Here is an 18,253-nt window from a genome sequence, read left to right as displayed (position 1 = left end):
AATCGCCAGGAGCGTATCTCGCCGGTCCGGATGAGGACGGTTTCAACAAAAGGTTGATACGCACCAGGAGAGCGGGCAAGCGAACGAGGGGGACAACCCCGCCGAAGTTTTGAGACCGATGCGATGTCGGCCCTCTGCTGCTCAGTCGAGCAACGCAAGGTCGTCTAGGCCAAGACTCGGTTCCGCGGACCTCATCCGACTTGGCTGGTCATCGACCAGTCGGGATCGGAGGCGTTCGCCCATGAAATCGCTCCTGACAGTAGAACAACTTTCGCAGTATCTGCATAAATCCGTCGCAAGCATCCGCAGCGACGCGACCCGCAATCCGCAATCACTTCCACCGATTTGCCGCCTACCGAGTACCAAGCGGTTGCTTTGGCGTCTCGAAGACGTAGAGCACTGGTTGGCCGCCCATGTCGAGGGACTGTCTCGCCCTGTAGCCTCGGTTTGCTCCGATGACCTGCGACCACGCCGAGGCCGCCCTACCAAGGCTGAGCAGGTTGCGCGGCAGCGGAGCCAGCATCGCAAGCAAGCCAGCGTCCATCCCACCGAAGCTGCGGCTGAGGTGTGAGCGATGCAAGCCTTCATCGTCGAAGCGACGCCGCTGGCGTCGCCGGGCGAGGCTTGCAATGCGTCCGCATCGACGTATTTGCACCTTGCACCACTCAGGCACCGACAATGCGATTTCTTCGTCGCGGACATTCTCGATGCTTCGCCGAAGGACGACCTGGCAAGCATGGAGCATCCGCTCTTCGCCCTGCGCGCTGGCGACCGGCGCATACGTGTGTACGAACGAAAAGAGACCAAGGTAACGGTAAAGCCTGGAGTTGATGGCTGTGCGACGATCCACGACAAAGATCTGTGGATCTACTGCATTAGTCAATTGGTCGCGGCGAAGAACCGTGGTCGCGAGATCACGCGCACCGTGCGTTTCACGGCTTACGATTTCCTGCATTCGACCAATCGCGACACCAGTGGCCGTGCCTATATTCGCATGGGAGAGATGCTGGCTCGCCTCACCGGTACACGCATCGAAACCAACATCGAGACGGCAGGCAAACGCGAACGTGGGTTCTTCGGACTGGTCGATTCCGCCAAGGTCATCGAGCGGGACGGAGACAACCGTATGGTAGCCGTGGAAGTGACCTTGCCAGATTGGCTGTTTCGCAGCGTGGACGCCATGCAAGTGAAAACCCTTTCGCCAAGCTACTTCCGCTTGCGCAAGCCATTGGACCGGCGCATCTACGAGCTGGCCCGAAAGCACTGCGGCGATCAGCCAACTTGGAGATCTAGTATCGCCACGTTGCACGAAAAGAGCGGCAGCGCCGACAAGCTCTTCAAGTTCCGGGCGGCCATCAAAGCGTTGGCGGCATCCGGCGAGTTGCCCGACTACCGTATGGCCTACGATCCTAAGGCTGACAACGTGACGTTCTACGCTAACGGCCCGAAGGGGTATCGGGCCGAGATCGCAGCCATGATGAACGGCTTGCCTCACACCTCGGCCAAGGCTCGCGAGAAGGCGCATACTCGAAAGCACGGCAGACCCGACTGATGCTGACATCGCGTGCCCGCCGTTGTGGATATCCGGGTCTCGGCTGTGAATTACCACGTGCCTTTAAGGATGCCGGGCTGTGGATTACCACGTGCTTTTACGTATGAGCTACTTCGTGCTTTTAGGGATGGTCTCATCCCGAGAAGCCTTGCGCAGCAAGGGTTTCAAGAACCGTAACGCGCGCGCGCGATTTAACTTTATATAAACCTTAACATCCGAGTTGTGCGCTGCTGCGGCCGAGTCGTCGCTCGATCTTGTTGGCGACGCGCAGCTCGCGCGCCGGCTGGACCAGCGTTACCGTCGACACCAATCATTGGAATCTACAGCTCAAGGAACCGTGCGCAGCTTGGTTAGCTTGGCCGACTTGATCGCCTCGAAAAAACCACCGCTCTTAAAGCGTGCAGTCTCACCGGGATCAAGGTGGTCAAAGATCGCGATTCCCCCACCCTGACTCACGTGCCCGTCTGCCGCATAACCTTTGAATTCCGCCGAGACATAAACGGTGCGATTCGCGTTGTTGGTGATTTTCCCGACAACGGAGTTGTTCTCGCCCACGTCATAGGTGATGCCGATGTTCCGAGCGTATTGCCCGTCGTAGTCCGTTTCGGCGTGCGCCGTCAGGCTGTAAGTCGCGGCGATTACGAGCAATCCGTACACGAGCTTGGAACGATTGAGTTTCATAGTTTCCTCTCAGGTTGATAGCGTTGTTTTGGCAAGCTGCGGCTGTGCCGATCTCAGCACGTCCCCCATCTGTCAAGAAGCGCTGACTTGGCGGACAAAATTAGACGGTCATGCGACTCTCCACCGCATCGAAGCGTTGTCCTCCAAGACATGTCGTTGACATTTGAGGGACGCAAGCCGCCGAATTTTAGCCGCTAAAATTTCTGGGCCTGTCAGTTGACCCAATCCAGCCGTTCCGCAAGGGCATCCCATCGCGTTCGGGACGATGTCCATGCGACCTCCATGTCAGGTCGGGACACGATCCAGCTCGTCAGTTCGGAATCAACAGCGTGTTGAACGCCAAGACTGGAGAGTTCCTGCTGTATTTGATCGTTATCCAGACAGAGCCTCAGACACCTGCATATTCCCTTGCCGTCAAGGCCAAGGGGAACGATGGCCTCGACCTCGAGATGTAGTCGATACAAGGCGACAGCTTTTGCCAAATGTGCGAGGGTGAGGGGCGCGTGCTCCCATTCGGCCAACAGCAGATCGGCCTCAAATTCAGCAAGCACCATATCGAGGGTCTGCCATTTTTCCAGCTCAACGGAAACTATCGGCTGCAACTCGTTCAGCGGCCCCCACATCGCTTTCCATAGCGCAGCCGGCCCGTCTTCATGCAGAACATCGGCGTCAGCATCAAGGCGTGCCAGTAGCTTTCTTTGCTGTGCGGACAGAGGTTTTACGCCGCTGAAGTTGGCCCGCCATTTTCCGGACTGCTGAGTGAGTGTGCCGACGTTGTCGTCAAAGCATGCTGCGAACTGGTGTGGATTCTTCGCTCCCATGCGAGCGGCGAGTACATGCAGCAACGCGGCCGCGCGCATTCCACCTTGCCGTTTTTCTAACTCACTCCGTGCAGGCCGTGCCATAGGTCTTTAAGTCCTAGTAAAAAAATGCCCGGTTATTCGCACTGCAATTCTATCCCCGCTTGCCCAAGAATTCACGCAACAACATCCATCAATCGGAATCGAGCCAAGTGTGTGAGTTCAATGTTCGACATCTTGAAAGAGCGGTACGGCGCGGTCATGACACTGGAGCAACTGGCTACCACGTTGAGCCGGAAACCAGAAGGCTTGCGAATGGCGCTACTCAAGTCGAAGAGCGAGTGGGCACGGTGTCTAAACGCCCAGAAGGTCTATATCGGCCGGCGCATGTACTTTCCCACCGAGGCAGTTGCACGCCTTTTCGACACCGGCATCGGAGCACAAGGAGAGCCACATGACGAAGCGAATTTCGATAGAGATATCCGACGCGACGGCGGCGAATCTTGGTGAGCTTGCGATGCGCTGCACCCAATCGAACAGGCTACGGGAAGGGTTCACCAGTCATGGCGAGCTGACGCCTTCGAAGTTGCTCGCAATGCTCGCTGAGGACGCTGGCATGGTGATCAGCCGCCCGGGAAGTTGGGAAGGCGCCAATCTGGCTCAGGTGCTGTTGTCGCACGGCTACGAGGTTTGATGCCATGAAATCCCTGTCGGAACGAATTGCTGAGCGCGCCTTGAAGCAGTCCATTGGACGGAATGCGAGAAACCGAGCGGCCTTCCTACTCGTGCGCACCGAAGTCCAAGCAGCCATCGATGACGGGCATTCGCTAATGAGCATCTGGGAGGCGCTGGTGGATGAGGGGCATATCCGTTACGGCTACCAAGCCTTCCGCAGATATGCCAATGAACTGACACGCAAGCAGCAAGCGGTTCCGTAATGGTCAGCGACCTTGCTGCATTCGGCCATCGCCTTCCTGGAGTCGAACAAAACATGTCTTTTTTCGGCCAACGCAGCATTTGCGCGTTGTTCTTTCGATTGATCGAAAGGGAATCGGCAAATCAACGACGACGTGCCTATCGTGGAACGGTCCCGGTTCGTTTCGGAAGCGGGTGGTATGCCGGGCAGGATAGGTGAAGTTAGCTAACCGGCGGGCCGGTTATCTATCTTCACTCTCCCTTATTCGTGCCTTCGGCGCTCAACGGGAATCCTGCTCTGCGAGGCAGCGGCTACCGCCGCTTAATGCCGGCGTAGGCCGGATTGGATGAGTAATGGACGCCGAGACAAAGACGATGACGCGCAAGCATGGCCGCCACCTTCGTGTGCCCGTCTTGCCTGACGAAGAAGCGGCAATAAAGCGCAATGCGGCGGCGGCCGGCTTGAGCGTCGCTGCCTACTTGCGGAACGTGGGAGTGGGCTACGAGATCCGAGGCATTCTTGATCTCGCCCGCGTTCAAGACTTGGCCCGAGTCAATGGCGACCTGGGGCGCCTCGGTGGCCTGCTGAAGCTCTGGCTGACGAACGATGCGCGAACGGCCGGATTTGCGCCGGCCACCATCCGCGTCCTGCTGACGAAGATCGAGGCCACACAGGACGAATTGCGGGCGGTCATGACGCGGATAGTGCGTGCATGAGCTTTTTAGCCGCTAAAGCGGGCTGACTCGTGGACCACCCATGTTCAGCTTATGAGGCGGTCTCTAATCAATCGAAGGAGAAGCAAGATGCGTAGAGCAAAAGGTTCCGTCAAGATGGTATTGGTTGTCGCAATCGCAGCGGCACTCAATGTCCCGGCGCGCGCCGGCATCCCCGTGATCGATGCTACGAACGTTGTGCAAACAACGATCAGTGCGATGCAGAACGTCGCGGCTGTTGAGAAGCAGATTCAGCAGTACCAGACGCAGCTACAGCAGTATCAAAACATGCTGCAAAACACGCTCGCTCCGGCCGCTTGGGTGTGGGACCAAGCGAATCAGACGATCAACAAGCTGCTGCAAGCGCAGGACACGTTGAGCTACTACAAGAATCAGGCTGGCAGTCTTGACGCCTACCTGTTGCGATACCAGGACGTGAGCTATTACCGCACATCGCCGTGCTTCGCGTCGAGCGGCTGCTCGAACTCGCAACGACAGGCGCTACTCGATGCGCAGGCGAATGGTTCGACCGCGCAAAAGAGCGCCAACGATGCCGTCCTGAAGGCGGTCGATCAGCAACAGCAGACGCTGGTCACGGACGCGGCGAATCTCCGTTCGCTGCAATCGCAGGCGACTGGCGCACAAGGGCAGATGCAGGCGCTTCAAGCGGCCAACCAGCTCGCGAGCGCGCAAAACAACCAGCTCCTGCAGATCCGGGGCATGTTGGCTGCGCAGGCAACGGCGCAAGCAACGCGCGCCGAGAATGTGGCTGACAAGGAAGCCTTGCAAGCAGCGGCGGCCCAGCAGCTTCGTGACGGCGGCAACATCACCAGTTCGACCCCGAAGAACTGGACGTTTGAATAAGGAGGGCCGGCGATGAAATTCACCATCTTGGCCTTCGTGATCAGTGTCCTCGCAGGATGCAGTGACAAGAGTGCGCAGATCGAGGCACAGCATGCGGCGGCCGCGAAGCAATTGCGTGATGGCAGCAACATCGTCAGTTCACCTCCGAAGAACTGGACCTGGGACGGCGCGTCGTCGCAGCCGCAGAAAAAAGACCAGTGACGGAGAGTCGTGCTATGAAAACGATGTTTTCCAACAAAGGCAGCAAGCTCTTCGCGCTTGGCTCGATGGCTCTCGCCTATTCGGCAACCGTAGTTGCTGCGCCAATAAATTCGAATGTAGTCGATTCGGTGATGGGGAAATACCAGGCCGCGGCCAGCGCGTGGGGCAGCGTGATGGTGAGCTACGCGTCGTGGTTGTTCTGGGGCCTGGCGCTCATCAGCATGGTATGGACGTTTGGGATGCTAGCGTTGAAAAACGGCGGCATTACGGAGGCCTTGGCGGAGATCGTTCGCTTCTTCGCTGTGCTCGGCTTCTTCTGGTGGATCCTGTCCAACGGGCCGGCGATTGCCGATTCCATCGTCAAGTCGATGTGGATGATCGGCGCCAAGGCCATCGGCCAGTCAACCGACTTTACGCCAGGAGGTATCGTGCAAATCGGCTACGACATTTTTACCAAGTCGCTGGATCAGTCGTCAGTCTGGTCGCCCACGGACAGCGTGGTAGGTCTTCTCATGGCGTTGGTCGTGATGATCGTTCTTGCGATTGTCGGCGTGAACCTGCTGCTGGTCTTCGTGTCAGCGTGGATCATGATTTATGGCGGGGTGTTCTTTCTAGGCTTTGGCGGAGCACGCTGGACGTCAGATATCGCGATCAGCTACTACAAGCATGTCTTGGCGATCGGGGCGGAGCTCATGGTGATGCTGTTGCTCATTGGTATCGGCAAGACGTTCATCAACGAGTATTACGCCAGCATGAGAGTCGGCGTTGACCTCAAAGAAATGGCGATCATGCTCATCGCTGCGTTCGTCCTGATGTATCTCACGAGCAAGATACCCCCGAAGATCGCCGGCGTTGTTGGTGTCGGCGGTGCGGGTTCGATTGGCGGCGCTGGGGTTGGTTCGGTGATGGCTGCTGCCGCCATGACGGCGAGTGCGGCGGCCACGGCTGGGGCAACTGTGATGGGCGGCGCATCGAGTGCGGCGGGCGGCGCTTCCGCCCTCAAGGCCGCGTTCCAATCCGCGCAGCAAAACATGTCGAGCGGCAGCGGCATGTTCTCAGGCGGTGGTAGTGGATCTGGCTCGGTCGGTGGCGCCTCGTCGTCATCGGGCGGTAGTGGCGGCTTCGCTTCGGCGATGAGCACGGCCGGTCGATTCGCGGCTGACATGGGGGCGAACCTCGCCAAGGGCTCGGGCCAGATCGCCGCGAACAAGGCCAGTAGCATCGCCGCGTCCGCGAAAGAGCAGATCGCAAGCACCACGGGCGGGAAGATCGCATCAGCGATTCGCAATAGCGGTGCGTCCGGAGCGGGTCAAGAGAGCTTCGCCGGCGATAGCCTGGGTTCGGACGCAGATCGGGTCGAGCCGGTCAATGATGAGGTGGCTGCCTTCGTCAACAAACGTCCAGTGCAAGACGACGCTTAAACCGGAATCGCACCGGCTGGCGGCAACCGGCCGGCACTTCCACGTAACAACACCTGCTAGAGAGGTGAAGCATGGCAACTACGCATGATACCGAAGCGCGGCAAGTTATCCATCACGCCGCAATGCAACTCGCGGACTTGGAATTCATGGACCAGAGCACCGCTCGGGAGCTATCGACAATGGCGGAGGCCGTTGCGAACCTGTTTATGGTCGTCTTTTACCAGGCCGAAACAGGGCGCGCGACGCACCGAGATTTCAATGAAGCAATGACCGCTGTACGCCAAACGCTGCGGCGCCATTGAGCTGCAAGCAGCATGCTATCGGCGCAAGGAACTTCCATGAAACACACAGATTTTCATATCGGTCTGACCTTCATGGATTGCACGGGGTGGTGGCGTTGTACCGATGTCGGTGCCCGAACCATCTTGGCGATCCGGTTGGACCACGACGATCCGCACTGGTATGAGGGCCCGCCCTATATCGTCAAAGAAGAGGTATTCGATGAAGACGATTTTGCGCGTTGTCACCTTACAGTCGAGGAATCGATTCGCGCGGCGATCCACGCCGCAGATACTTCCGAGCATCCGCGCTTTCCCCACGAGGTTGTCGAACGGATGATGGCGACTCGGTGTGCATACCCGTACCCGCACGAAGGAGTTCTGCGATTTGATCGCAAGCGTCCGGATGGCGAAGTTCTTCACCCTTATGCTGGGCGAAAAGAGGGTGAATCATGGGTTGTGGATCTCTACCTACCTTTTCGAGGCACCTACGAGACAATGGCCGAGCGTGACTTCATATCGTTACAGAGAGCCACGCCGGATGACCTTCAAGCCAGGGCGAGCCGTTTGACCAGCACGTAGCGCATAACGCTGGTAAGAATAATAAGAATATTATTCTTCTTTCCGACTACCGCGACACGGCGGATCGCATTTGAACTGATCTGGAGCGCTCCGATGCTTCAATATCAACCCATCACCGTCCTCGAAGCCGTCTCCTTTACCTGTGATCGTTGTAGCCGCCGCCTCGCGTCCACCGATATGGAGTGGCACGAAAAATTGTCGCTCTCGTTCACGGGCGGTTATACGTCCGTTTTCGGGGATGGCAGCCAAATCAGTATCGATCTCTGTCAGCAGTGCTTGAAGGACGTTTTTGGGCCGTGGCTGCGTATCACGCACCCGTGAACATCCATCTTCAACTGAGCCAAGACGCCCATGACCATGAGTTGCGACGAAAAACAATCGAACCTCAATGCCACCACCCAACCAAGCGACAAGGCGGAGAACACGACCGGCGCGTTCAAGGAGAATGCCTTGAGCGAGCAAGATGCCATCGCAAGCGGTAACGTTTTGGCCAACCTGGCTGATGCGCCAGAGCCAACCTTCCTGGACGACGAAGGCCCTACCCTTGACGTTCCTCTGTTCATTACCAGGGCCAATGCCCGCGAACTATTCGGCCTACGTCCCGGCGAGACGGTAGCCCAAGCGGTAGCGCGCAAGGCCAAAGAAGGCTAGGTGCGTGCTGCTTGAGAGAATTCGTTATGCCGCTTCCAGATCGAGTGGTTTGCGGGCCTCGTCAACGCGCGTCAAGTTTCGATTTCCGTTTCTACTAGGTTGGAAACGACCGTATAAATATCGATGGACTCATCAGGCACGTCGATACTCACAATCAGGCTGTAGCGTACGTCGTTCCGCCACCTTTCGTGAGCAGTACGGTATTTCCACCACCCTCCGACAGGGTAGACCGCGATCGTATCCATATCCGCTAGCGCCGCAGCCGGCCCCGTCCAGACGTCGGAATGTAGCGAGCCGCGCGTTCGCAGTTGAGGGCCTAGCCGCCATCCGTCAGCGTCACCTTCAGGACCATCGTAGTCTTCCAGTTCCGCTTTGGCATTGATGAACGCACGGAAATTGTCGAGCGATTGATTGGGGCGAATTACCTCAAACCGTAGGCCATGCGACTGATAACTGTAACGCTGGCGATATCCTCGCCTGCCGGGGTTTGGCTCAATAAAATAGGAGAGCGTGACCCGAAGGTTGACCTCAAGTTCCGGTGGAAGTTGACGCAGAGCATCTACCGGCCAAGGTAGCCGATATAGCTGCATCTCATTTAACTTGGGGTCTGTGGACGCAGTTGCGTCTTCGGCCTTCGTAAAGGGCCGCAATGTGTCCTGTGCCACGAGCGTCAAGGCGTGGTTCGCGCTGTAACGCGCTCTCTCTAAATTCGTCACGCCATAGCCTACGCAGCGTAACATCGTCTCCTTGGCCACTTTCGGACTGTGACGTGCGTTTAGTAAACCGAATCGCTCCCACATGCGGTCAGTCCAGTCCGCTGAATGAGCGAGAAGGCCACGGATGGTTTCAGGCCAATAGCTCGGATATTCCGCAGTTAGCATCGCCGCTTGGCGCGAAACCAATGCGCAAGCGGCACTCGTGTCTGCTGTGACCTCGAAAAGTTGGCCGGCTGCCCTCCCTGAGGTGGTCAATAGTGATACCACGTCTGCGTCTGTGACCTCAGTCGCATCGGGCGAAAGCAGGCGGTTTCCACCTTCTGCAACGACGTCGGGTTTGTACGGCGCTTGCCTTCTCCAACCCCAGTTCACTGAGGATCGGGAGCTGGGAGCAGCGTCGCCAGCCCTCGCGAACGGCGACCAACCGTCGAAGTCGGGATCATCGTTCGTGGTCTTTTCCGTATAGGCACCTACGGTTAGCGCATTCCACGCCTGAGCGGGATCTTCTATCTCGGCTAACTCAAGCTGCTCCCACGGTCCAACGTCTGGTGATATTGCGCGATTGTTGCCAGCAGAAACCACAAAGAGTCTTTGCCTGCCATCCTCTGCTGCCGACGTGAACTTGTCGATTTCTGCGGACCAGGATGTTGGAAGGCCTCCGTCGGAATCCGAATCAGCCGTAATCGCCAACGAATACACACGGTTCCAGTCCGGCCGCCTTTCCTCAAGTGCGGCGGCCGTATTCACCGTTATCGCACCGTACAGCTCGGGATCGTTTTCGCCTTCCAGGGGAAGAATGCGCCCGGATTCGACACGATGCGTGAGAACAATGGGAGCAGCACTAACGAGTGCATCGTGCAAGTCACCAAATGCGGCAAGTCCTGCTTGTCGCGATCCGTGGTCGTTTGCCGGATCAAAGTGAGGCCATGCCGGGTCCCATGCCAAAGCTTCGTCGCGAGTTGTCACTGCTGACAGAATGGGGTGGTTGTAGTTGACGCCGGTGTCGAGAATAGTTACTGCTGTCGATGCGTCGTCATCGATTTGCAGACGACGACGAAGACCCTCAGCCCATTGCTGCTGCTCCTTGGGCGAAGAGTCAATGATGGCGTTGGGAGTCTCTTTTGCTCGGCGTAACTCCTCTAATGAGGCGATCAATTCGGGGGCTCGTTCGAGCTGAGAAGCGGAGGCCTTTATCAAAAAGACCATGCTGTCGAAGAAGCTCAGCGACGTTGCTCCTAGCTGGCCGCCAATACGCTCGGCGAGTTGGCGTGCGACGTCCTGCGGGTTTTCATCCGCGCGCTTTTTCAGCCACAATTCCCACCATATGGTTCGGTTCGTGTCCTGAGGAAAGAGGCGCGCGTCATCGGTCCAGAATGCGCGGAGGTCAGCCAAGCGCATCTCGGCGATACTGTCGATCAGATTATGGTTGCGCGGGCCGCTGCCGCTATCCTTTTCCGGATTGAGGTATTGCGTGAGCTTGCGTAGAAAAACATCGCGTCGTGTTTCGGGAACGAAAATTACGGCAACCTCGGCATCGCCGACTTCTTTGCAAGCATGGAGTTTAAAGTCTCTTGTGTCGAGGCTGTCCAAGGGCAGTTTGACGCCAGGAGCGGAAGTAATCTCAATGAATACGCCCGTATCCTCCGTGATTGGATTTTCGATGTCTTGCCGGCGATGATCGAACTCACCAAGTATGGCAGTGTAGCGCTCTGTTAGCGCGGCACCATGCCGAAAGCGATCTTGGGGAGGGATAACCGGATTTCGTCCGGTACGGCGAGATCGAAATTCCTCATTGGAGTTGAACCCATCGAGGAAGATATGCCGCTTCCAATCTGGCATCGCTTCTCCTTATTTTTTGCCAGTGTGACGTTGTGAAATCGCCTTAAGCAAGAGTTCTGTTGAAATTCGGTCGCTATGGTGAAGTACGGCCTCTTTCGCCGCGTCTTCGCATGCCCTCGTAACCTCGGCCGCACTCAGGCCAATGGATGCCGTGGTTAGCTGGTCCCAATGCAGATCGGACATTTCGAACATTGATAGGCGATTTTCTATAATTGCCTTGGTTTGCTTCTCGTCCGGTTTTTCGAAGCGGATGATATCGTCAAAGCGTCTATATAGAGCCTTATCCAAAAGCTCAGGATGATTAGTCGCAGCGACAATCAGGCTCTCAGAGCTGTCTTGCTCCACAAAAAGAAGGAATGAATTCAACACGCGCCGGATTTCGCCCACATCATTTTGCGATCCACGCTGCGTTCCTATTGCGTCAAACTCGTCGAAGAGATAGACCGCTCTAGTTTGCTTGATCTGGTCGAACACAAGTCGCAGCTTGGCCGCAGTCTCGCCCATAAACCGAGTGATCAGACTATCGAGCACAATGGTATACAGCGGCAGTTTTAGCTCCGTTGCCAGCGCCGCAGCCGACATGGTCTTACCGGTACCGGGTGGTCCTGTAAACAGCAGCTTTCGCCGAGGATGCAGCCCATACTGAGCAAGCTTGTCCTTTTGCCGTTGCTCCAAGAGGACCCGGTTAAGACGCTCTTGTACCTCATGGCTCAGTACCAGCTCGGAAAACCGAGCAGGCGCATGCGTCAGATCGAGAAGTCCCTTGAGGTCGCCCCTAGGTTGGTTCGTCAGTGGTGTCGGCCGCGCTAACGCGAGTCCCGGGCCACCGGCGCTTTGCGACTTCTCGACCATCTGCTTGATGTCCGAGGCGAGCTTGTGGTGCCCTTGGCGAGCTTCTTGGGCGGCCACCTGCAAGGCAGCCGCGTAGAAACGCCGATCATCGCGATCTGCGTGACTACGCAATAGTGCCTTGATTTGCTCAGCTGTCGCCATTTTCGACCCTCCAATCCGTCATGATACTAGACCACGTTGTCAGGCATGCTGGCCGCCGAGGTGGCGGATTTGCTGCGGGTCGCCACTCACCGTTGGATAGGTCAGTTCTGACTATATCCTTGGCTCGAACATCACGAAAGTCTCTTTGCAAGGTCTTCTGCTCTGGGATGGTAGTAGCGCATTAACATGCGAGGGTCCTTATGGCCCGTGATTTTCGTCAACTCGTGTAGAGGGAATATGGACGCCAGTCGAGAGGCCGCCTCGTGGCGCAGGTCGTGGAAGCGAAGATCAACCAGAAATCGCGTTCCCGGCGTTCGCCGTGTCTCTTGGCATTCCTCCTCGTAGAGCTTCCGCGCGCGCGTCACGGCCCTTTCGAACGCCCGGGTTACAGCGTCGCTCCGAATGTCAAAAATCGGGCCGGTTCGGTCTGCGCCGACACCATTGACCGCCTCCCAGGACCTGTCGCATCTGTCGCTAAGGGCTTGGAGCACCGCAACCGCGCGAGAGGAAAGGGGGACGTCGCGAGCTGTGCCGTTTTTTGTCGCTGGCAGATGCGCCACCCTGCGCTTCAGATCCACGTGCTCCCATCGCAACGACACGATCTCGCCACGACGCATAGCGGTTTCGACTGCCAGCCAGACAATGGACGGCAATAGCGCGGATTCGCTGGCTGCCACCACTCGGTCGAGTTCGCCATCCTGTGCGCCTCTACCGTCGCTAACGTCATGGTCAACGGTGTCAGCGTTGTGAGGTCGATGCTCAACCAGACGACGAGTACGAGCGTTGTTCGGCTGTGGCTTACGCAGCAGTTCCACGGGGTTTGAGAGGCTTTCCATTCCCCACTCCTTGCGAGCCACGCTGAACACATGCGACAGGACAGCCAGCCGCCGCAATACAGTGGCTGGTTTGTAGTCTTTCATCCAATCATCCCGGAGCTTCGCCAGATCGACGCTGCGAATGGACGCAAGTGGCCGCTTCGCCAGCGCTATCCCCATACACACCTTGAGTACCGACGATTCTTGGACCGCTCCCTTCTTGGCTGTTGATATTTCCTCTTGATAGCGCCTCAGAGCCTCATAGAGCGTAGTAGCCTCGGCCTCACTGCGGCTGACCCACATACCGCGCGCCATTTCTGACTCGATCATCTTGGCCCAGGCTTCCGCCTCACCTTTCGTATTGAAAGTCTTACTCTGTGCCGGGTAGCCGAGTCGCCGTACCTGCGCACGCCACTGGTAGGGGCCTCTTTTGGTGATGGTTGCCATCGACGGAAATGGTCATCTCGAACTAACTGTGCCAAAATTGTGCCATAAAAGGCAAGAATGCTGGAAATCCATTGTCAACATTGACTATGTTTTTACATTCGCAATGCGAAGGTCGGGAGTTCGATCCTCCTCCGCTCCACCAAGAAATTCCTTTAAAACCGGTGCTTAGGCCGGTTTTTTATTTGGTGGCACTTCCATCATCGTTCGGTTCGCCATCCCGCACGGTGACATCAGGGCGACAGACAGTTCGTCTGCCTGATGCCGAGAATGGCATAGTGTTAGGCGAACGATCAATTCTTGGAAGCAGTTTATGAGGCGCCGCACGTTCCACGCGACTCATCGTCCAATCTTGCCGTTCGTTCCCCTCGCGCCGCGCAAGTTTTTGCCTTGATTTTTCCGACGTGTGCTTCTCCGCCGCAAACTTTAAACTTTTTCAGGTCGGAACCGAAAGGAGGCTGGCATGCGCGGACAACGACGCAGACTGATCGAATGAAGACGCTTCCATTCGTCATGATCGAACGCAACGGGGTCACGGTGGCCGGTATGCCGGCGGGAAAATACTGGCACGACTATCTCCCTCGGCACTAGCTCATTGGCCCGCCGTGGCTAAGCAGATGTCTGACGCCCGGCGTGTTGGACACCGTCGATGAGGCGGCGCTGGCTTGCTACTGCGAAGCGTTCGCGAAATGGTGCGCAGCCGGCGATCAGCTTGCAGCGATGCCGGTCGACCTTGGCCTGACGGCCAGCCGCAGCGTGCACGCTGCAGCCGATGTTTCGCAAAGCGCAACGCTGCCCGCTCCGGTGACACAAACGAGACCGGAACCGATTCGACGAGCGCCTAATGCGATTATGCGTCGCGCAGAAGTCGAAAGCGAAACGGGCTCGTCTCGATCAACCATCTATCAGCGCATCAAGGCCGGGACCTTCCCGGAGCAGGTGCACCTCGGAACGCGTTCGGTGGCATGGCGCGTCGCTGACATTGAGGCTTTCTTGTCATCGCCAGTCGACTACAAGGCAGCGGATGCGGTATCTCAGCGTCGGTGAAAAGTTGGTCCCACTGATGCGAATCGTCCTTCTGTTGTGACCGGGCGGCGCCGCCAACCGCCCATCATATGCTTTGCGTTACGTTAATAGACAAGACGCACGACACACAGTGCGCTTTCCTAGCCATGAAGCTTAGGCAATTGCAGCCGAGAGGCGGCTTATTTCTCGCCTGGCAAAGATTCGTGTCTCGATAGCGTTGCGAACATTTTCCGAGATGGCGTTCCGCAGTTGTACAGACTTCGGTATAGGGAGAATCACTTCGTCGATTCTGTTACCGATAGTGTCGATAACGTCCCGTGTAAACTGCTTCGTACGAATTTGGCGTTTTACAATATAAGAATTGAAAAGCCCGAGAAGCAAAAACGGATCGAGAGGGGATTTTAATACCCTGAACTTAAATAACCCGCCACAGAAGAGGCTCTTTTGATCCTCGGACGTTATCATACACGACGATCCCACAAGGTAGGTACCATCGCGCACGAGGAGAATATCATGTTCCTGAACGTCCTGTTTCGCCGCGTAATCTTCGTAAATCTCCTCAGAGACGCCTTGTTTGGGATTGTGGTTTATTTCCCAATTCGAAAAATCGCTCGTTCTTAAAAAGGGAATCGTTCCCGTACCATAAGCCATTTTACCGATTTCGTCGCCCGTGTGATATTCGATGATTCCGGCCTTTTTAAGATCTGCAACGCTGTATAGATCGCAATACTCTTTAATTGAATCGAGTTCGCGAGGAATCTTGACGTTGTAGTATGTCGGCAAAAATATACCGTTTTTTATATTATTAGAGTCGTGCCAAAATGCAGTGAAGTCGCCAAACTCCGCAGAAATAGTTTCATTGGAAATTTCATGGACAGCATCTTCCGGTTCCAGCTTCGTAAATTCCGTAATGGCCGACGGACTGCCAGTTTTGAGGGCGATCTCGATCATTTTAGGACAATGCTTTACGAATGCTTTTCCTGCCATTCTTGCAGTGAGTGCTTTGTCTGTCTCTATCGTTAGTTTTTCGCGTATCTTTTTGTTGCGCGGAATGGGAATGATCAAATCAAAGAAACGCCGACCAATTGTATCGATTGTATCGGCTGTGAATTGAAAAGACCGCACTTGGCGCTGGACGAACGGATTGTTCAATGCTAGAAATAAAAGATGAGGATGCATCGAATCATCATCTTTAAGTCTCAATTTCAGTACGTGCGATTGATAGAGAATATCCTTATCGATTTCCGTAATAAAGCAATTATTACCGATTAAATAAGAGCCATCTCGAACGAAAAGAATATCGCCTACACGGACGTCTTGCGTGGCTGCGTATTCCTCGTAAATGCCCTGCGACACTCCCTGCTTTGGGGCACTCTTGATTTCCCAATTAGCGATATCGCTGGTTCGTACAAATGGGATGTCTCCGGTCCCATATGCGGCCTTTCCGATTTCGTCTCCCGTAGAGACAGTTAAAAGCCCTGCATCAATAAGTTCCGAAATAGCCACGCAGTCGTGGGTGGTCGAGAGTGCATTGGCTTCCGCAACCAACTGCGGGTTGTAATACTTTGGGATGTAAATCGAGTCGCGGATGGCGGACGACTGCTGCCAATAATAAATCATGCGCTCACCTTTGAACCTTGTTTGTTCCCCTTTGTCCCTTGCTTGCTCCCCTTGGGACCCTGCTTGTAAAGTGCGGCAACCTGCGGAATTTCATCCAACGGCACACGCTGGCCGTCCTTGTCCAAGGTCCAGGTTGGATTACCACGGCTATCGTGTCCGCACCACTTCACATCACACATGAAGATTGGATGCGGGGCTGGATTCGACGTTTTCTGTACGATCACCACGCAAGTTTTTGCGTGTGTATTGGGCTGAAAGAGGTCCTCCGGAAGAGTGACAATCGCCAAAATATTCGCTCGCCGCGTAATAAAATCAACGACATAACGATATTTTGGCATTCCGAAAATGCTTTCTAACAGGACGATGCCAAGCTTGCCCCCATCTCGAAGAAGATCCAGACACCGTTCGATGAACAGGATTTGCGGTGCTTGTTTGTCGAGCACGTTGCCTTTCTCGAAAGTGCCTTCTTCATCTGCCTTCCAAGCATGTCCGAGATTATAGGTACCCAACACTTCTTCGGCTTCAATTGCTAGTTTCTTGCCGAAAGGCGGATTGGTAAGCACCACATCGAATGCTCCCAGTTGCACGCCGTCCCTGGTCTTTCGATTCCAGTTCTTTGGTTGTTCGAGACTGTTTTCGCAAAAGACGCCACCACGACCGTCACCAAGTATTGCCATATACGCCTTGGCAACCTTCGAGAGAAAGGCGTCTTTATCTATGCCGCGAAATTTGTCGATCGCAACCTTTTGCTTCTCTGTCTCAATCGCCGCCTCGGGCCACTCGTATGCTTCTCCCTGTTCCTCGACTTTCAACCATACGTGTCGGAGCGCCTCAACCAAGAATCCACCCGATCCGCACGCCGGATCGATGATCTTATCGTCCGGCCCCGGATCTACCATGTCCACGACCATTTTCACGACATTTCGCGGCGTAAAAAATTGACCTTGCGGACCTTTCAAAGAAGGGCCGATAAATGTTTCGAATGCTTCACCGACCGCGTCACGCTCACATTGTGACAAAGCATATAGTTGCAATGCACCGACGATGTATGTAAGGGACACCGGGTCAAATTGAATGTTATCCGTAACCTCGATCACGTCCTTATAGCGTTTTTGACGTGTTCGAAGAGGTCCTTAATGCGTGTAGAAACATCGGCAGGATCTTCGCCCACGCCAGCGCGGAAACTGACCACTTGCTCGGGCTTTGTGTACTTTTCGTCATATATCTTGCAGAAGATCAGATTGATCAACTGCTGTGCAAATACTTCGTCTCGGGTAATTCCAACTGCATTTGCGGCCAAATAGTTCCGGATAACCTTAAAAATGCTTTTCAGATTGGTCGCCGACCGGAGGTCTTTTCTATGGAATAAGCCAACATCCTCAACGCGTTGACCAAAAAGTGGAATGTTTGGAATTTGTTCGAAGTAAACTTTTCCGGATTTCTCTATCTTTTTTAGATATAGACTTTCCGCGCCGTTAAACCATACGCCCAGCGTCGCGTCACAAAATCGCAAGTAATCCTGCAACTGAGTTAGCCCGTCCTTCCGGTCCTTCTTTTTGCATTCGACCACAATGTAGACTTGGTCGTCCTGCTTCTCTTTGCCTGTAAAGACGGCGATGTCAACCGGGTATTCCTTTTTGGTGTCACTCGGACGCGCTTTAACTCTGAATTGCGGGCGGGTCTGGATATGGCTCAAAGGGTAGCCATAATCTTCCACCAGCATCCGAGAGAAAACCTGAACGGCTTCCCGTTCTTCGGGTGAGTCTTTAACGTGACGGCCACTGACGTAATCGACAATGTAGCCCTCTTTAGGACCAACAGGTTCTTCGACTGTCGAAGAACTTGGCAGGGCGGAGGGCAGATCGGCGGGGAGATCGGCGGGGAGATCGGACGCCCCGTTGTCGGAGGCCATGCTTTTGGCGGTCTTGCTTTTCTTCATCGGTTTAAGTTCCATTTCTTGCCGCAAAATATCGCGCTATTCTGAGGGGACACGCCGCGAAAAGCTAGACTGACATGAGACGCGAAGGACCAAAGAACCAACGCAATCTAACGTTGACCTGCCCTGTGTCAACGGCACTCCGGAATTGATACAGTTTCCGCCGGCATCGGCACTTCAGATTTGATACACCGGGTTGTCGTGT

General features: G+C 55.5%; 20 protein-coding genes. 12 read left to right on the top strand and 8 right to left on the bottom strand.

Features of this window, described 5'->3' with window-relative positions; translation table 11 throughout:
- Window positions 1-574 precede the first annotated feature (574 nt).
- Window positions 575-1,552: a replication initiator protein A gene (locus QYH69_RS18030; protein WP_308833202.1), complete on the top strand. Its 978-nt coding sequence runs from the start codon at window positions 575-577 to the stop codon at window positions 1,550-1,552.
- Between the two features lie 327 nt (window positions 1,553-1,879).
- Here the strand turns inward: QYH69_RS18030 and QYH69_RS18025 are convergent, their stop codons facing one another.
- Together QYH69_RS18025 and QYH69_RS18020 are read right to left on the bottom strand one after the other, a co-directional pair.
- Window positions 1,880-2,233, bottom strand: coding sequence for an FxLYD domain-containing protein (locus tag QYH69_RS18025; protein ID WP_308833201.1), 354 nt, complete (start codon window positions 2,231-2,233; stop codon window positions 1,880-1,882).
- Window positions 2,234-2,445: 212 nt separating this feature from the next.
- Window positions 2,446-3,138, bottom strand: a complete 693-nt coding sequence (locus tag QYH69_RS18020; RefSeq protein ID WP_308833200.1) for a hypothetical protein — start codon at window positions 3,136-3,138, stop codon at window positions 2,446-2,448.
- A gap of 349 nt (window positions 3,139-3,487) precedes the next feature.
- Here QYH69_RS18020 and QYH69_RS18015 point away from each other — a divergent pair, with 349 nt between their 5' ends.
- From QYH69_RS18015 to QYH69_RS17970, 10 genes are all read left to right on the top strand, one after another.
- On the top strand, window positions 3,488-3,727 hold the full coding sequence (locus tag QYH69_RS18015) for a hypothetical protein (RefSeq protein WP_308833199.1): 240 nt from the start codon (window positions 3,488-3,490) through the stop codon (window positions 3,725-3,727).
- A gap of 4 nt (window positions 3,728-3,731) precedes the next feature.
- Window positions 3,732-3,971, top strand: a complete 240-nt coding sequence (locus QYH69_RS18010; RefSeq protein ID WP_175888281.1) for a TraK family protein — start codon at window positions 3,732-3,734, stop codon at window positions 3,969-3,971.
- A gap of 331 nt (window positions 3,972-4,302) precedes the next feature.
- Window positions 4,303-4,665 carry a conjugal transfer transcriptional regulator TraJ gene (gene traJ / locus QYH69_RS18005; protein ID WP_308833198.1) on the top strand — a complete coding sequence of 121 codons (363 nt, stop codon included), beginning with the start codon at window positions 4,303-4,305 and terminating at the stop codon, window positions 4,663-4,665.
- Between the two features lie 87 nt (window positions 4,666-4,752).
- Window positions 4,753-5,526 carry a P-type conjugative transfer protein TrbJ gene (gene trbJ, locus QYH69_RS18000; RefSeq protein WP_308833197.1) on the top strand — a complete coding sequence of 258 codons (774 nt, stop codon included), beginning with the start codon at window positions 4,753-4,755 and terminating at the stop codon, window positions 5,524-5,526.
- A gap of 12 nt (window positions 5,527-5,538) precedes the next feature.
- The gene (locus QYH69_RS17995; RefSeq protein WP_308833196.1) at window positions 5,539-5,727 is read left to right on the top strand and encodes a hypothetical protein; all 189 of its coding nucleotides are present in this window, start codon (window positions 5,539-5,541) and stop codon (window positions 5,725-5,727) included.
- Between the two features lie 23 nt (window positions 5,728-5,750).
- Window positions 5,751-7,148: a P-type conjugative transfer protein TrbL gene (gene trbL, locus QYH69_RS17990; RefSeq protein ID WP_374992445.1), complete on the top strand. Its 1,398-nt coding sequence runs from the start codon at window positions 5,751-5,753 to the stop codon at window positions 7,146-7,148.
- Between the two features lie 71 nt (window positions 7,149-7,219).
- Complete coding sequence (locus QYH69_RS17985) at window positions 7,220-7,450, top strand: type I toxin-antitoxin system ptaRNA1 family toxin (protein WP_308833194.1); 231 nt, start codon at window positions 7,220-7,222, stop codon at window positions 7,448-7,450.
- A 36-nt stretch (window positions 7,451-7,486) separates the two neighbouring features.
- Window positions 7,487-8,008 (top strand): hypothetical protein, encoded by a 522-nt coding sequence (locus QYH69_RS17980; RefSeq protein ID WP_308833193.1) that lies wholly within the window; start codon window positions 7,487-7,489, stop codon window positions 8,006-8,008.
- Window positions 8,009-8,101: 93 nt separating this feature from the next.
- Window positions 8,102-8,329, top strand: a complete 228-nt coding sequence (locus tag QYH69_RS17975) for a hypothetical protein (protein WP_308833192.1) — start codon at window positions 8,102-8,104, stop codon at window positions 8,327-8,329.
- A 36-nt stretch (window positions 8,330-8,365) separates the two neighbouring features.
- Complete coding sequence (locus QYH69_RS17970; protein ID WP_308833191.1) at window positions 8,366-8,659, top strand: hypothetical protein; 294 nt, start codon at window positions 8,366-8,368, stop codon at window positions 8,657-8,659.
- 71 nt (window positions 8,660-8,730) lie between these two features.
- Here QYH69_RS17970 and QYH69_RS17965 read toward each other — a convergent pair whose 3' ends face one another.
- The 3 genes from QYH69_RS17965 to QYH69_RS17955 all read right to left on the bottom strand — a co-directional run bounded on the left by QYH69_RS17965 (window position 8,731) and on the right by QYH69_RS17955 (window position 13,469).
- Window positions 8,731-11,214, bottom strand: a complete 2,484-nt coding sequence (locus QYH69_RS17965) for a S8 family peptidase (RefSeq protein ID WP_308833190.1) — start codon at window positions 11,212-11,214, stop codon at window positions 8,731-8,733.
- A 9-nt stretch (window positions 11,215-11,223) separates the two neighbouring features.
- Window positions 11,224-12,207 (bottom strand): ATP-binding protein, encoded by a 984-nt coding sequence (locus tag QYH69_RS17960; RefSeq protein WP_308833189.1) that lies wholly within the window; start codon window positions 12,205-12,207, stop codon window positions 11,224-11,226.
- A 131-nt stretch (window positions 12,208-12,338) separates the two neighbouring features.
- Complete coding sequence (locus QYH69_RS17955) at window positions 12,339-13,469, bottom strand: site-specific integrase (protein WP_308833188.1); 1,131 nt, start codon at window positions 13,467-13,469, stop codon at window positions 12,339-12,341.
- Window positions 13,470-14,102: 633 nt separating this feature from the next.
- On the opposite strand from QYH69_RS17955, the gene QYH69_RS17950 reads away from it, so the two are divergent.
- The gene (locus tag QYH69_RS17950; protein ID WP_308833187.1) at window positions 14,103-14,513 is read left to right on the top strand and encodes an AlpA family phage regulatory protein; all 411 of its coding nucleotides are present in this window, start codon (window positions 14,103-14,105) and stop codon (window positions 14,511-14,513) included.
- A gap of 132 nt (window positions 14,514-14,645) precedes the next feature.
- On the opposite strand, the gene QYH69_RS17945 is transcribed toward QYH69_RS17950, so the two are convergent.
- The 3 genes from QYH69_RS17945 to QYH69_RS17935 are packed head-to-tail and all read right to left on the bottom strand — an operon-like array spanning window position 14,646 to window position 18,051.
- Window positions 14,646-16,112, bottom strand: a complete 1,467-nt coding sequence (locus QYH69_RS17945; protein ID WP_308833186.1) for a hypothetical protein — start codon at window positions 16,110-16,112, stop codon at window positions 14,646-14,648.
- On the bottom strand, window positions 16,109-17,209 hold the full coding sequence (locus QYH69_RS17940; RefSeq protein WP_308833185.1) for an N-6 DNA methylase: 1,101 nt from the start codon (window positions 17,207-17,209) through the stop codon (window positions 16,109-16,111). Before QYH69_RS17940 ends, QYH69_RS17945 begins: the two co-directional genes overlap by 4 nt.
- Complete coding sequence (locus tag QYH69_RS17935; protein WP_308833184.1) at window positions 17,206-18,051, bottom strand: type I restriction enzyme HsdR N-terminal domain-containing protein; 846 nt, start codon at window positions 18,049-18,051, stop codon at window positions 17,206-17,208. Before QYH69_RS17935 ends, QYH69_RS17940 begins: the two co-directional genes overlap by 4 nt.
- Between the last annotated feature and the right edge of the window lie 202 nt (window positions 18,052-18,253).

The organism is Paraburkholderia sp. SARCC-3016 (assembly GCF_031119615.1).
Taxonomy (GTDB): domain Bacteria; phylum Pseudomonadota; class Gammaproteobacteria; order Burkholderiales; family Burkholderiaceae; genus Paraburkholderia.
Note: the sequence above shows the minus strand (reverse complement) of the source record. Positions and strands in the feature narration are given on the sequence as shown.